At 69.1% G+C, this 14,651-nt stretch carries 14 protein-coding genes; 1 reads left to right on the top strand and 13 read right to left on the bottom strand.

The features are described 5' to 3' along the window. The first annotated feature begins 59 nt into the window (after positions 1-59). Entirely contained in the window at positions 60-1,661 is a 1,602-nt protein-coding gene (gene mdlC / locus E0L93_RS12995; protein ID WP_243638233.1) for a benzoylformate decarboxylase, read from the top strand. Between the two features lie 3 nt (positions 1,662-1,664). On the opposite strand, the gene E0L93_RS12990 is transcribed toward mdlC, so the two are convergent. The 13 genes from E0L93_RS12990 to E0L93_RS12925 all read right to left on the bottom strand — a co-directional run bounded on the left by E0L93_RS12990 (position 1,665) and on the right by E0L93_RS12925 (position 14,454). Continuing rightward, positions 1,665-3,023, bottom strand: a complete 1,359-nt coding sequence (locus tag E0L93_RS12990) for an NADH-quinone oxidoreductase subunit N (RefSeq protein ID WP_132692531.1) — start codon at positions 3,021-3,023, stop codon at positions 1,665-1,667. A gap of 17 nt (positions 3,024-3,040) precedes the next feature. Further along, on the bottom strand, positions 3,041-4,507 hold the full coding sequence (locus tag E0L93_RS12985; protein WP_132692510.1) for a complex I subunit 4 family protein: 1,467 nt from the start codon (positions 4,505-4,507) through the stop codon (positions 3,041-3,043). Positions 4,508-4,509: 2 nt separating this feature from the next. Next, on the bottom strand, positions 4,510-6,411 hold the full coding sequence (locus tag E0L93_RS12980; RefSeq protein ID WP_132692509.1) for an NADH-quinone oxidoreductase subunit 5 family protein: 1,902 nt from the start codon (positions 6,409-6,411) through the stop codon (positions 4,510-4,512). Then, complete coding sequence (gene nuoK / locus E0L93_RS12975; protein WP_132692508.1) at positions 6,408-6,716, bottom strand: NADH-quinone oxidoreductase subunit NuoK; 309 nt, start codon at positions 6,714-6,716, stop codon at positions 6,408-6,410. The genes E0L93_RS12980 and nuoK overlap by 4 nt, the downstream gene beginning before the upstream one ends. After that, positions 6,713-7,219 carry an NADH-quinone oxidoreductase subunit J family protein gene (locus tag E0L93_RS12970; protein ID WP_132692507.1) on the bottom strand — a complete coding sequence of 169 codons (507 nt, stop codon included), beginning with the start codon at positions 7,217-7,219 and terminating at the stop codon, positions 6,713-6,715. The genes nuoK and E0L93_RS12970 overlap by 4 nt, the downstream gene beginning before the upstream one ends. Next, positions 7,220-8,119, bottom strand: a complete 900-nt coding sequence (locus E0L93_RS12965) for a complex I subunit 1 family protein (RefSeq protein WP_165874367.1) — start codon at positions 8,117-8,119, stop codon at positions 7,220-7,222. After that, positions 8,116-9,723, bottom strand: a complete 1,608-nt coding sequence (locus E0L93_RS16160; RefSeq protein ID WP_207890489.1) for an NADH-quinone oxidoreductase subunit D-related protein — start codon at positions 9,721-9,723, stop codon at positions 8,116-8,118. Before E0L93_RS16160 ends, E0L93_RS12965 begins: the two co-directional genes overlap by 4 nt. A 44-nt stretch (positions 9,724-9,767) precedes the next feature. Continuing rightward, positions 9,768-10,175 (bottom strand): NADH-quinone oxidoreductase subunit A, encoded by a 408-nt coding sequence (locus E0L93_RS12950; RefSeq protein WP_243638232.1) that lies wholly within the window; start codon positions 10,173-10,175, stop codon positions 9,768-9,770. Positions 10,176-10,502: 327 nt separating this feature from the next. Further along, positions 10,503-11,156, bottom strand: a complete 654-nt coding sequence (locus E0L93_RS12945; protein ID WP_132692505.1) for a DUF305 domain-containing protein — start codon at positions 11,154-11,156, stop codon at positions 10,503-10,505. A gap of 56 nt (positions 11,157-11,212) precedes the next feature. After that, a complete protein-coding gene (locus tag E0L93_RS12940; protein ID WP_132692504.1) occupies positions 11,213-11,584 on the bottom strand; it encodes a hypothetical protein in 372 nt (123 codons plus the stop codon). A gap of 13 nt (positions 11,585-11,597) precedes the next feature. Further along, on the bottom strand, positions 11,598-11,834 hold the full coding sequence (locus E0L93_RS12935; protein ID WP_132692503.1) for a hypothetical protein: 237 nt from the start codon (positions 11,832-11,834) through the stop codon (positions 11,598-11,600). 92 nt (positions 11,835-11,926) lie between these two features. Next, positions 11,927-12,388, bottom strand: coding sequence for an MOSC domain-containing protein (locus E0L93_RS12930; RefSeq protein WP_132692502.1), 462 nt, complete (start codon positions 12,386-12,388; stop codon positions 11,927-11,929). Between the two features lie 74 nt (positions 12,389-12,462). After that, the gene (locus tag E0L93_RS12925) at positions 12,463-14,454 is read right to left on the bottom strand and encodes a S9 family peptidase (RefSeq protein WP_132692501.1); all 1,992 of its coding nucleotides are present in this window, start codon (positions 14,452-14,454) and stop codon (positions 12,463-12,465) included. Positions 14,455-14,651 lie beyond the last annotated feature (197 nt).

The following is a 14,651-nucleotide window of genomic DNA, read 5'->3' as shown; positions in this document are numbered from 1 at the left end:
ATTTCCCCTTCGCACCTAATGATACCCGACCGCTGTTAAGATGTGAGATCGACGCTGCGGTGAAGGAGGAGGTAGGCGCGATGCCGACGGTGCGCGAAGTCACGGTAGAGTTGCTGCGCGAGCTCGGGATGACCACCATCTTCGGCAACCCGGGCTCCACCGAGCTGCCGATGCTGAAGGAACTGCCCGGTGACTTCCGCTACGTCATGGGCCTGCACGAGGGGGCCGTGGTCGGCATGGCCGACGGCTACGCCCAGGGGACCCGCCAGGCGGCGCTGGTGAACCTGCACACCTCCGCGGGCTTAGGCAACGCGATGGGCGCGATCGTCACCGCCTGCCACAACAGGGCACCGCTCGTGGTCACCGCCGGCCAGCAGGACCGGCGACACCTGGCGCTGGAGCCGATGCTCTCCGGGCGGCTGGTGGAGCTGGCCCGGCCCTACGTGAAGTGGAGCAACGAACCTGCCCGGGCGCAAGACGTCCCCCGCACCCTCTCCCGCGCCTACCACACCGCCATGCAGCACCCGCGCGGTCCGGTCTTCGTCTCGATCCCGATGGACGACTGGGATAAGGAAGCATCACCGCTCGAAAGCCGGGCGGTGAGCCACCGCACCGCGCCGGACCCGGAGAGCCTGGAGGCGGCAGCCCGCACGCTGCGGGAGAGCCGGAATCCCGCCATGGTGGCCGGCGGCGGCGTGGACCGTTGCGGCGCCTGGAAGGAGGCGGTGCTGCTGGCCGAGCGGCTGCGGGCCCCGGTCTGGGCCGCCCCGGTCTGGCCGCAGGCCGGGTTCCCCCAGACGCACCCGCTCTTCCGGGGCCACCTGCCGCCCGCCCAGGCCGCAATAGCGCAGCGGCTCTCGGGGCACGACGCGGTGCTCGTGCTCGGAGCGCCGGTCTTCCTCTACTACCCCTACGTCCCCGGTCCGGTCTTGGAGCCGGGCACCGCCCTCGTGCACATCACCGAAGACCCGCAGGAGGCCGCCTACGCTGCGGCGGGCACGAGCGTCGTCGGGGACGTGGCGCTCGCCGCGCGGGGGCTCCTGGAGCTCCTGCCGGAGATAGACCGCGAGCTCCCGGATCCGTCTCCGGAGCCGCCGGTCCCGGAGGCCCGGACTCCCCTCCCGGTGGACTACGTGGCCTGCGAGCTCGCCCGCAGGATGCCGGAGGATGCGATCCTGACCGACGAGGCCTCCTCGCACATGGGGATCACGGGCCGCTACCTGCGCACGAGCCGCCCCGGCAGCTACTACGTCACCGGGAGCGGGGGCCTGGGATTCGCCATGCCGGCGGCGGTCGGGCTCCAGCTCGCCTCCCCGGAGCGGCGGGTGGTCTGCGTGGTCGGAGACGGAGCCAGCCTGTACGCGCCGCAGGCGCTCTGGAGCGCGGCCCGGTACGGGGCCCCGGTCCTCTTCGTCGTGCTCAACAACGGGCAGTACGCGATCCTAAAAGCGTTCAGCGAATTCATAGAGACCGGCAAGAATATCCCCAGCCTCGATCTGCCGCACCTGGACATCCCCCGCATAGCAGAAGGCTTCGGGTGCGGGGCCGGGACCGCGGAGCGCCCCGAAGAGCTGGGAACGGAGCTGGACCGAGCCCTGAGCTCGGACCGGCCGTACCTGCTCAACGTAATGGTGGACCGGAGAGTAGAGCCGCTGGTATAGCGCCTACAGGACCCAGACGAGCAGCGCCTGCGCCGCGACGCCGATGGCAAACGTGGCGAAGAGTGCTATCCCCCAGACCGCCGCGACCGAACGCGCGGAGACCGGCGCCTCCTTCGGTGCCCGGTACATCGGGACGACGATCCGCAGGTAGACCCCGAGCGAGAGGACGCTGTTCAGGATCCCGGCCACGGCCAGCCAGGCGAAGCCGGCGCCGATTGCGGCCCCGAAGAGCAGGAACTTGCCCACGAACCCGGCGAGCGGCGGCACGCCGACGAGCGAGATCAGGAAGATTACCATCGCCGCTCCGGCCAGCGGCGCCGAGCGTCCCAGGCCGTCGAAGTCGCGCAGGTGCCTGCCCGCCAGCGCGACGACCGCGAATGCTCCCAGGTTCATCGCGGCGTAAGCCGCGGCGAAGACGACGAGCGCCGGGACGGCCAAGTCGCTCCTGCCGAAGGCCGCGACCCCGAGCAGGAAGTAACCGGACTGCGCTATCGAGGAGTAGGCCAGGAGCCTGACCACGTTCTCCTGCACTAGCGCGGCCAGGTTGCCGTAGGTCATGGAGAGTACGGCCAGCGCCGCGACCGCCAGCGGCCAGCCGGTACCGTCGGGCAGGTGGCGCACGACCTGTACGAGGGCGAAGATGGCGCCGACTTTGGGAACGATCGAGAGGTAGGCGGCCACAGCGACGGGCGCGCCGTCGTAGGCGTCCGGCGCCCAGAAGTGAAACGGCGCTACCGCGGCCTTGTAGCCGAGGCCCACCAGAACCGCAACCAACCCGAAGGCGGCGGCGAGCAGCGCGCCCTCAAGCGACCCCAGCCCGGAGAGCAGCGTGGAGCCCGTCGCTCCGAACCAGTAGGTGAGCCCGAAGACCATGATAGCTCCTGTAACCGAGCCGAAGACGAAGTACTTCATCGCCGCCTCGGTGGCCCGGTCGTCTCTGGGGTAGGCTACCAGGGCGAAGGAGCCCAAGGAGGAGAGCAGCACGCCCAGCACCACGAACATCAGGTCGCCCGCTCCGGCGAGCGCGAGCGCTCCGATGGCGGCGAACGAGAAGAGGGCGTAGACGGTGCCTTCCCGGTCTGTGTCTTTGATCTCCGGGTAGGCCAGCACCGTGCAGAGGGCCGTGGCCGGCAGTAGCGCGAGCTTGGCCCACACGCTTAAAGAGTCGATACGGAACGTGCCCATGAAGACCATTGTCTCGGTGCCGAGCAGCGGGAAGGTAAGAGCCGTAGCGACGAGCAGCCCGATCACGGTGAAGGGGAGCGCCACGCGGGGCAGGCGCGCCATCTCCAGGATGAGCGCGCCCACGGCGGTCAGGAGCACGGCTATCTCAGGTGCCAGAAGCGCCAGGTCCCGGGTCATGTCCATCTCCATGCCGTTCATGGCAGGATTCCCTGCGTCGTCGCGTGCACCACGTCGAGCACCAGGAACGGGGCTACCCCGAGCAAGACGGTGAGCGCGAGGAGGGGCACGAGCGAGAGCAGCTCGCGCGTGCCCAGATCCTTGAGCCCGGTCCACTCGTCCCTGGCTTCACCCAGAAAAACAGCCTGTATGGCTCTGAGGTACAGCCCGGCCGTGACCGCGATCCCGAGGACCGCGATCACGGCCGCCGGATACACCCCGAGGGCGCCGAGAAAGATCTGAAACTCCGCCGGGAAGTGGGCGAGGCCCGGCAGGCCCAAAGAGGCGAAGGCGGCCAGAACGAAGGCCCACCCGAGGGCGGGCACGATCCGCAAGAGCCCGCTGAAATCGCCCATCTCGCGCGTGTGAGCCCGGTCCTGCAGCATGCCGACGAGCAGGAAGAGCGCCCCAGTGACGAACCCGTGGGCCACCATCTGCAGGACCGCCCCGTCGAGCGCCAGAACCCCGGCGTTCGGGTCGGCCGCGGCGGCGGCTACCGCAACCCCGAGGACCAAGTAGCCCATGTGGTTGACGCTGGTGTAAGCCACCATGCGCTTGAGGTCGGTCTGCGCCAGGGCGACGAACGCGCCGTAGAGCGCAGACACGACGGCGACGCCGGCAACTATGGGAGCAAGCGCCCTGAAGGCGTCGGGCGTCATCTGCAATGCGAAACGCACCAGCCCGTAGGTGCCGAGCTTCAGCAGCACCCCGGCCAGGATGACGCTCCCGGCGGTCGGGGCCTCAACGTGGGCCGCCGGCAGCCAGGTGTGTACCGGTATGACCGGGATCTTGACGAAGAAGGTGACGAGCATGGCGATCAGGGCCAGCGTCGCCGCCAGCCCGGTGAGCGGCGGGCTGGCGATTAGCTCGCGCATATCGAAGGTGTTAGGATCGCTGCCCAGGTAGAGCGCCAGGATCGCCAGGAGCAGGGGCAGGCTCCCGAGCAGGGTGTAGATGAAGAACGTCAGAGCCGCCCTCTGGCGGTCCTCGTAGCCCCACCCGGCGATGATAAAGTACATCCCGACGAGCGTCACCTCGAAGAAGACGTAGAACAGGATCGCGTCCAGCGCCACGAAGACGCCGATGCTCGCGGTCTCCAAAAGCAGGAAAAGCGCCACGTAGGAGCGAGCCCGCTCCCGGACGCCGGCGGAGAAGACCATCGAAACGAAGAACAGGATCGCCGTCATCAGGACGAGTGGGAGGCTTATGCCGTCTACCCCGACGCGGTAGGCGGCCCCCAGAGACGGTATCCACTCCACCTCCTCGATCTGGGAGAAGCCCTCCCCCGCCCCGCGAGCCCACATCCAGAAGGCCCCGAGGAGGGCCAGCCCGGAGAAGCTCACGCCGATGGCGTGCGCAATACGCGCCGAGACTCCCGGAAGGGCCACCAGTACCGCCGCTCCAAGCAGCGGCAAGAAGAGCGTTATGGACACGATGGGCAACAAGCTCAGAGACCTCCCCCCGCTCCGATGGCACCAACAGCCAGGGCCGCGAGGACGAGAGCCCCGGCGGCCACGGCGATCAAAAGCTCCCTGTGGATGAGGCCCGTCTGCAACTCTCTGGCCTGGCCTCCCAGCCTCCTCGTCCCGCGCACCAGAGCCCTTATGGCGCCGTCGATGCCCGACTCGTCCGAGACCCTGGTGGCCCTCGCCACCTCCAGGGAGGCGCGCCCCACGCCGAACACGGCCCGGTGCAAGCCGCGATCAGAGAGATCCACCAGATGCGCCGCGGAGGGAGCTCCGCGGCCAACGGCGGTTGTGATCTTGCCGTGGAGGCCGCGGTCCAGCAAGTCGAGGGCGGCGGCCAGCGCCAGCGCGGGACGAGCCACGAGCCCGTAGAACCCGCTGCCGATGCGGAACCCTCTCTCCGCGGAGGTCAGGAGCGGTCCGGGCATCCTCCCGCCGGAAAGCGTCCATCCGAAAGAGAGGCCGAGGAGCGCGGCCGCAAGTCCGAGGATGGCGGAGAGCAGATCCTGCGGGATCTCCGCCCCCAGCAGCCGGGCTAGCGGTTCTCCGGCGAGGCCCAGCGAGGCGGCCAGCACGACGAACGGAGTGAGGCCGCCCCCCATCCACCACGCTCCCGAGACCGGTGCACCGCCTCCCTCGCCGCGCCACAGAAGCCGCAGGGCGCGGGCGACGTAGACGCCGGTCAGCGCGGTCGCCAGGAGGGCCGGAGGGACGAGCAGCCAGGCCCGCTCCGACTCGAAGGCGGCGGCCAGAACTGCGTCCTTAGAGAAGAACCCGCTCAGGGGCGGGAGGCCGGCCAGGGCGAGCCCCGCTACCGTAAACCCGGCGAAGGTCAGGCGGTGCCCCCGCCCCACTCCGGCGAGATCCCCGAAGGCGGTGGAGCCGCGAGCGCTCTGGAAGACTCCGGCGCCGAGAAAGAGCGAGCTCTTCATCGCGGCGTGGGCGACAAGGTGGAACAGGGCGGCGACCGGCGAGCCCGCCCCCACCGCCAGCAGCATGAGGCCGTACTGGCTGGAGGTCGAGGCCGCGAGCAGACGCTTGAGGTCTCCCTGCGCTACGGCGATCACGCCGGTTATAACAGCTGTGATGCCGCCGAGAAGCCCGGCGACCAGCAGCGCCTCTTCGGGAAGCAGCGGGAAGGCGCGTATCAGGAGGATCGCACCGGCCGCAACCAGGGTGGCCGAGTGCAGGAGCGCCGAGACCGGGGTGGGCCCGACCATGGCGTCCTGCAGCCACCCGTAGAGCGGGGCCTGCGCCGACTTTCCGGCAGCGGCTACCAGGAGCAGCAGGCCCGCTACCACGGCAGCGGTCCCACCGGTCTCCAGCGTTCGTGAGATCTCGCTCGTCCCCGCCTGCCAGATCAGGACGAAGACCGCGACGTAGAGTCCCAGGTCGGCCGTGCGGGTGTAGAGGAAGGCTCGGGTCGCGGCGGAGCCCACGCCCGGCCGCCGGTACCAGAAGCCGATGAGAAGGTAGCTGCTGAGACCGATCAGCTCCCACGAGGCCAGCAGCAGCACCCAGTCGCCGGCGAAGACGAGCGCCTGCATCGCCGCGACGAAGAACGACATCCCGGCAAAGAAGCGCGGCCCGCCCCGCTCGCCCCGCATGTAGCCCGCCGCATAGGTGAGGATCAGTGCGCTCGCGATGGCGACGGCCACGGCGAGCACCGCGGTAAGCGGCTCGGCGACGAGGCGCAAGGGCAACTCCGGCAGCCCCGGCAGCACCGCCGAGTAGCGCTCGCCGGAGGCGACGCGGGCGAGGGTCGCGAGGGCGGCTACCAGGCCCACCCCGGCCCCGAGCAGGGCGAGCGCCGCAGCTCCGCGCCGGAGGATGAGGATCGCCGCGGCGGCCGCCAGCGGCCCGAGGATGGCGAGGCAGGTCATCCCTTGAGCTCCCGGGCCTCTTCCATCTCTACCGAGCCCCTGGCGCGGAAGCGGGCGGTCCCAACACCGAAGCCGACCGCCATCTCCAGGGCCATCACGGTCATCACGACGAGGACGAACACCTGCCCGGCGTAGACCTCGGGGTGCAAAAAGCGCCAGAAGGCGACCAGGTTGACCATCGCGCCGCCGAGCATCAGCTCGACGCCCATCATGATCATGACCAAATTCGTCTGACTGAGCGCCCCGTAGAGACCGATCCCGAAGAGCAACGCGCCGATGATGAGCGCAACGAGCAGCGTTATCATCGCCGCCGCCTCTCTATCGCCGCCGCGGTGGCTGCGATCATGGCGGTCAGGATGGTCACGCCGGCGGTCTCGAAGATCAACATCGAACGCTCCATGAGCTCGATACCCAGAAGCCGCGTCTGCTCCGCCGCGCCCGGCGCAGCGTTCGCTGCCGGTCCCCAGCTCGTGAGCAGGGCCACACCGATCGCGACCAGCGCCCCCAGCACCCCTGCGGCCTGCGCCGCGCGCTTCTGGTGGGACATGTCCATCTGCCCGAGGCCCCCCGGGTCCATCATGTACATGACCATGAAGATCGCCATGATCGCCATCTCGGTCGCCATCATCATGATCTGCAAAACGCCCAGGAACTCAGCCTCCATCGCCAGAAACATCGCGCCCACCGCCGTCATCGAGAAGAGCAGCGCCAGCGCCGAGCGCACCATGGAGGACGTGCGGAAGACCACCACCCCGAACCAGACTGCCGCCATCCCGAAGAAGCCGGCGAAGAGGGCCTGAAGGAGCATCTATCCTCCCACCGTCACCAACATGATCCCTACGACGAAGATGTTCAGTAGTGCCAGCGGGATGCCGAGCTTCCACCACCACGCCAGCAGGTGCTCTTCACGCACCCTCGGCACATACCGGCCGGCTGCCAGCATCCCGGCCGCAACGGCGAGCGTCTTTACGGCGCTCCACGCCCAGGGCGGCAGCACCGGCCCGTGCCACCCGCCCAGGAAGAAGACCGTTACCGCGGCGGCCACGGTCACCACGAGCACGGCGCGGGCGAGGCGCAGGACCGCGAGGCGCCACCCGGTGTACTCGGCCACGACCCCGCCGGCGAGCTCGCCCGGTGCCGTGGGCAGGTCGAACGGGGGCAGGAAGCAGAGCGCCATGGCCGCGGCCATAAACACCACGAAGCCGACCGGCTGGTAGAGGGCGTTCCACAGCGCCGCCTGCGACTCGACGACCTCGGTGGTCGCGAGCGACTCGGCGCGCATGGCGACCGCCGCGATGACCATCACGATGGGCATGGAGTAGCCGACGAGCTGCCCCAGAAAACGGAAGCCCCCGACCATCGCATATGCCGCGTCCGGTCCCCAGCCGGACATCACCAGCGCCACCATCACGTAGACGAGTGCGGCGTTGACGAAGAGCGCGCCTGTGGCGAGGTCGACGATCACCACCCCCGGTCCCAGGGGCAGTACGGCGGAAGCCAGCAGCGCGGAGGTGAGGAGCAACACCGGCCCGGCCTCGAAGAAGATCCGGTCCGGCGTCCTCGGGACCAAAGACTCCTGCCCCAAGAGCGCAAGCCCGGAGAGGATCGGGCCGGCGGGCCGGAAGCGCCCGGTGGAGACCCACCCTTCCAGCACGGCGACGAGATACGCCCCGGCGAGCAGCGCCAGGACAACCGGCAGGAAGCTCACCGCACCACCTCCCACGGCGAGAGATCGAGCGAGGCGATCCCAACGAGGGCGTCGGCCACCTCCCGCTGTTCGGAGACGGGCTTTACGAGCTTCAGGTGTCGCGCCGAGGGAGTGCCGATCTCGAAGGCGACGACCGCCCCTCCCTCCAGGATAAGGTTCAGCGTAGCCAGCCCCCGCGGGGTCTCCACGGTCGCCGCGCCCGTACCCGAAGAGCCGCCGCCGGGGGCAACCACCGGAGTCGAAACCGAGCCCGCCCTGCTCACCAGGTCGAGGCTCTGCTCTATCTCGGCGAGCCGGACCCTGAGGCGGGAGAGCGCGTCGTTCCCGCGGAGGACGACCGGCTCGAAACCGAGCCTGCGGTAGGCTTCCTCATCCCTGCGGGCGTCGGCCGCGGAGCCGCCCGCCCTCGCCACTGGCCCGGAGGCTTCCGCGCCGGCGGGCAGGGTCCCGATCCCACCCAACCTTCGACGGAGCAGCGGGGTCCACTCCACCCTGCGCGCCAGCTCCCCGGCCTCGCCCGCGAGCCGCGCGACCTCCTCGGGCCCGGCCGACCACAGCAGCGCGAGCTGCAACTCCCCGGCCCGCTCTTCGAGCCACGAGTAACCGAGCAGGCGGCCGAAGCCCGCCAGCCAGTTAAGGTGGCTCGCCGCCCGCTCGCGCTCCAGAGCGCCCACCCGCGCCAGCCCGGTCCTCTCGTCGGGCGCGACACCGGCGGCGTTCTCCAGAGCCCGCGAGGCGAGCAGGCGGTAGGCGACCGGGGAGAGCGGATCGAGCCCCGAGAGGCGGTCGGCGAAGGTCTCCGCCGGCCCGCTCAGGCCCTCCAGAGGCGCCCAACCCTCGATGCCCCGCTCCGCCTCCGCTTCGGCGACCGTGTCGCCGTCGAGGGTGAACGTCAGAGCGAGGCCCGCCGGCAGCCCCGGGAAGAGCGGCCCGAACGGGACCTCGACCCACTCCATCTGCAGACCGTCGCTGCTGCGCGGCAGGTCCCTGGTCATCTCGACCATAGACATGAATCCCATACCGCCGTGGTCCATGTCATCATGCGCGCCGTGCTCCGCGTGGCCGTGCTCGCCGGAGGGTGCTTCTTCGTGATCACGTTCACCATCGCCTTCGCCGTGCTCCCCCGCGGCGGCCTCGCGCGGGACGAGGTCCATGCCGCACCTGGGGCATTGCCCGGGCTCCTCACGGACCACCTCCGGGTGCATCGGGCAGACGTACCCGGTGCGGCTCCGGATCGCGGGCACATCAAACTCAGGAGCATTCGGGTGGAAGGCTCCTTCCGCGAACATCTCCCTCAGCCGGACAACGCCTTCCTCAAGGTCTTCCTGCCCGAGAGCTGCCGAAACGTCCGGACCGGGCAGCGGCGAGACATTCTCCGCTCCTACCGCAAACACCGCCCGCGGGCGGGGCATCTGGGCGTAGGCGACGGCCGCGGCCCTCCTCAACCCCTCCGGCAGCTCGCCGACCACCACCAGCACGCTCGCGTGCCGCGGCGTGTCCGCGATCGCGAGCCCGGCAGCTCCGGGGTCTATACCGCGGGCGCGGGCCACCTCGGGACCGGGAACGACGAACGCAGCCAGCTCCCGCGCCGCAGCCCGAGCCACCAAACGCCGCAGCCAGGAAGGACGGGCCTCTCTGGGGCCGGAGATCACTGCCGCCTCAGAGCTCCCTGGCTCCAGCCGTAGAGGAGCCCCAGGAAGAGGATCGCCAGAAACACGCCCATCTCCAGCAGAGCGACCAGACCCAACTCCCTGTAGACGACCGCCCAAGGGTACATGTAGGCCATCTCCATATCGAAGGCCAGAAAGAGCAGAGCGTAGCCGTAGTACCGGACGTGGTACCGCACCCAAACCGGCTCCGGAGAGAGTTCGCCGGACGCAGCCGGCACGTCTTTGGCCCCCTCTTCCTTCGTAGCGGCCAGCGACCGCGCGATAACCGCCAGGCAAAGGACGAACCCCACCGTCGCCAGGACCATCCCGAAGAGCAGAGCATACTGATGCAGAGCACTCACCCCCAACACCCCGCTCGACCGGCACCCGCCGGCCTCGCCTGCCAAAGATTCTCCCGGATCACCTCGAAAAACCTCCTCCGCGTCTTCCTGCTCCTGTGTCGCCCGCTCGCCACAATCATATACCCCTACCCCTATATATCAAACACGATTTCCGGTCGGGCGCGGGTTGCGATTAGCGGTGGTCTGCTTTCCACCAGCGGCATCGCCGCGCTCGGTGTTTGAGTGTTCTGGTGGGGGCGCGATCGGCCGGAAAAGCCTCACACGGTTAGAGTTAGAGGCGCAGGCGGGCTGGTGCCTCCTGCGCCTCTAACGTGCCGGCGGCTGCCGTACCGGTCACACCTCTCAGCGCGCCGCTTGCGCTCTAGGGCGGGGTTACTCCCGGTACCACTCTTCGCGCCACTGTTGCATCTGCTCTATCTCGGCCTGCTGCTCCTCGATGATATTGCGGGCGAGGGTCCGGATCTCCTCGTTCTCGCTGTTCTTAAGCGCGATCTCGGCCATGTCTATCGCGGACTGGTGGTGGGGGATCATGTGCTCTATGAACGCGAGATCGAAGGGCTCCTGTCGGGCGAGCTCCTCCGGGGACATCTCCATGCCCATCATCCTCATCTCTTCCTCGCTCATCTCCATCGGGACCTCCCGCGTCCCGTACTCCCGCTCCTTGATATCCTTGAGCTCTTCTATCTCGGCCTGCTGGCTGGAGATTATGTTGCGGGAGAGCTGCCGGATCTCTCCGTGCTCTGCGTTCTCAAGCGCGACCTCGGCCATCTCCACGGCTCCCCGGTGGTGCGGCACCATCAGGTCTATGAAGCGCTCGTCGGAGTACTCGCCGTCCTGCAGGAGCATAGACTCCATTTCGCCGTGGCCCATCTCGCCGTGATCCATGCCTTCGTGCATGCCGCCGGTGGTTTCATCGCGGGGCTCCACATCCTGCATTCCTTCACCGGCGCCGTTGCCGCAAGCGGCCAGCGCCAGGGCCGCTGCGAGCAACAGCGCGAGCAGGCCCAGCTTCGGGTAGAGCTTCAAGAGTAAACCCTCCTCGTTTGTGTGTTCTGCCGCCCTTTTGCGCGTCGCGGATAGGCTCAGAGCAGGAACACCTGGAGACGCGGGAGAGCAGGTCCCCGGGGCAGATGATAGCAGGCCGCCCGCAGCGGACCCGGTCCGGAGAGGTTCCTGATAATCCTGACCGGCAGGTGCCTGAAGCACCGGAACAGGCCGGCAACTACGGCGACCGCCGCGAGCAGCACGGCGAAGTAGCCCACGGTCCAGCCCGCTGCGTGATCTGCGGCCGGGCCGTCCATGTGATTGGTGTGCTCGTGAGAGGTATGGGCCACGGGTACCGGACCGTGCATGAACTCGTGCACGGAGCCCAGAGCCCCGTGGCAGAAGAGCAGGGCCAGCACGACGGCCAGCGCCGCCGCCCGTCCGGCATCGTTTCGGATGCGGGTCTTCATCTCAGATGAGAGTCTAACCTATCCGGCGGGTCCGTCCATTCGGAGAGCTCACGCGCAGACCCCACAGCTCCAGGTACAGCTCTCTCGCCGCTGCCTGGACCTCTTGAGGGAGGCATGCGAACGGGATCTCGCGCCCGAGCCGCCCGTACGGCGGTCTTCCCTCCCGCAGCTCGCGATCTCCGGCGGCACTCGCGCGCAGGTAGAGCCACTCTCCGGGCTTCCTCTCCGGGTAGCGGCCCGTGAAGATCACCGTGTAGCGCCGACCGGCGCCCCCGCGGTCGTAAGCTCAGACGTAGCGGGGGAGGCCGCACGGCAGCAGCCGCTCCCTGCGGGGGCGCAGGCTCAAGTCAGAAAGACTATCTCGTCTCCGGGACGGATGCGGCCGCCCTCCACCACCCGTGCGCAGTGGCCGCCGCGCCCGACGAGTGCCCGCGTCATCCCGGGTTCGGTGAGATCCTGGACGTGGGCGCAGGGCGGCCGGGGCCGGTCGTACTCCAGCACGGCCTCTCCGATGCGGAAACGCTTGCCGACGAGTTGGGCGTGGTCTATGCCGCGGGTAACGATGTTGCGCCGGTGCTCGCCGCTTTTGACCCGCAGGCCGAGCTCGTCCTGGATGTAGTCCAGGTCCTCACCCGAGATCAGGGTCACCTCGCACACATCCCCGGAGGGCGTCCAGTACCCTGTCCCCTCGCAGTACCGGTCGCCGTCCAGCCCACAACCCTCGATAGCCTTCACCTCCTCCACGGGCTGCATCTCCGCGCTGCCCTCAGGTGCTATGTAGATCGCCTCCACCACTCCGCCCATACCCTGAAAAACCCTTTCTACCGTCGTATGACCCGATCCCTATCTTACCCCGCCACATGGCGGCTGTACGAGGACTACAGCAGCTCCGGTTTCTCCCACTTCAAGCCGCGTGCGTAATACCCGATAAAGCCCAGCACGGTCCGGTACCAGACGCGGGCGTTGTTGGGCTTCTGGATCCAGTGGTTCTCGTCCGGGAAGTAGAGGAACTTCGCCTCCACGCCGTGCCGCCGCAGGTCGGTCCAGAGCGTGAGCGCCTCGCTGATGGGCACGCGGTAGTCCAGCTCGCCGTGGATCACGAGCATCGGCGTCCTGATGTTCTTCACATGCAGGCGCGGGCTGTGCTCGCGGTAGCGCTCGGGGTTCTCGTAGGGGTCGCCGAACTCCCGCTCCCACCACGCGCCAAGGTCGGTGGTGCCGTGGAAAGCTTCGAGATCCCAGAGGCTCGCGTGTGTCACGATGGCGGCGAAGCGATCGCTGTTGCCCGCGATCCAGTTCGCCATGTACCCGCCGAACGAGCCGCCCATCGCCACCGTCTGCTCCGGGTCTATCTCCTCGCGGGCGACCGCGCCGTCCACCGCGCGCATCAGGTCGCCGTAGACCACGTCTCCCCAGCGGCCCCAGCCGCGCCGGATGTAGTCCAGCCCGTAGCCGGTGGAGAGGGCGGGATCGGGCAGCAGCACCGCCCACCCGGCGTCCACGAAGACGTGCGGGTTCCAGCGCCAGTGCCAGGCGTTCCAGGAGTTGAGCGGTCCGCCGTGGATGAAGGCGGCGAGCGGTGCGGGGCTCTCCGCCGAGGCTCCGGGCGGCAGCAAGAGCCACGACGGCACCGGGGTCCCATCCTCCGCTCTCGCCAAGATCCGCTCCACCCGCGCCGGAAGCTCAAGGCTCTCCAGCTCCGCGAAGCTTTGCAACCGCCGCGGCTCGCCGCCGGCAGCGTCGAGCACCACCGGGTGCGGCGGCTCGCTGATGGTGGAGCGCAGCGCGTAGACTGCCGCGCCATCCGGTGAGGGGCAGAGAGACGAGTAAGCCCCGTCGCCCGCGAGGCGCGCCACCTTACCGCTTCCCACCTCCACCCGGAAGACCGGGGCGTACCCCTCTTCGTCGGCGGTGAAGAAGACGGCCCGGGAGTCCGGCGACCAGACCGGCTCCTCCGGCCAGCGGTCGAAGCCCTCCAGCAGGTCCCGGCCCTCCCCGCTCCGCAGGTCGAAGAGCCAGAGGGTGTCGTCCGCGACGCGCTCGGGGGTAGACCGGCCCTGGCGGACGGCGACGGCGTACCGGCCGTCCGGGCTGCACGCCGGGGAGCCGTACCAGGCGTCGTCGTCCGCGAGCACGCGCACCGCGCCGGACTCCACGTCCACCGCCACCAGGTTCAAGACGCGCCGCAGCGGGTCGTCGGTCTCGCTCCAGCGGGTCGTGACGAGCGTCTTCCCGTCGGGCGTGAGGTCGAACGCCGCCAGGTCCAGCGACCTCCCCGGCTGCGGGATCAGGTCTTTTATGTTCTCCAGCTTCGCATCATCCTCCGGGAGGGAGGCGAAGTGGAGGTGCCGCTCGCGCGGGCCGAGGTAGCGGTCCCAGAGCCGGATCGGGTACTCCTCGAAGAGCTGCGCCTGCACCCCGGCGTCTTTGCGGGCCTTCTCCCGCGCGGCGTCCTCCTCCCAGCTTCTGGTGGCCGGGTGCGAGCTCGCCGCGAACGCGACGTGCCCGCTCGCGCGGGCGACCGCGACGGCGTCTACTCCGCCGGGCGGCGCGGCCAGCAGGTGCGCCTCTCCCCCGCCGGGCGGCAGCCGCCAGAGCGCGGGCCGGTCCTCGTGCGGGCCGTCTTCTTCCGCCTCGGGGTCGGGGCGGGCGGAGGTGAAGAGGAGCGAGCCGTCGGGCGCGAAGACCGCGCCGGACTCACCGGGAGCCGAGCGGGTCAGCCGCCGCGGCGGAGCCTGGCCCGAAGGGTCGAGCTCGTACAGGGCGGTGACGAACTTCTTGCCGTCCTTCCGCGCGCGGGCGGCCACGGCCACGAGACGCTTCCCATCGGGAGAGAGCGCCAGCCCGGAGAGCCGCGGCAGCTCCAACATACCGTCTACGGTGAAAGAGTTTCCGGTATCCATGGCGGACATGTTAGCAGCCGCCCGCTCCGGCCGGGAGGATATGCTTGCCGGTATCCGGACAGCCCGGAAGGGAGGCTTAGAAACCGTCCGAAAAGCCTCATTTGCGAGCCAACCGCCTCACCATCAAACGGCTCATCGCCACGTAAATGAACGCCTCCCCACTC

Origin of the sequence: Rubrobacter taiwanensis (genome assembly GCF_004337705.1) — a bacterium.
GTDB classification, from domain to species: Bacteria; Actinomycetota; Rubrobacteria; order Rubrobacterales; family Rubrobacteraceae; genus Rubrobacter_C; species Rubrobacter_C taiwanensis.
The sequence above is the reverse complement of the archived record's forward strand: the minus strand, read 5'-3'. Positions and strand labels throughout refer to the sequence as shown.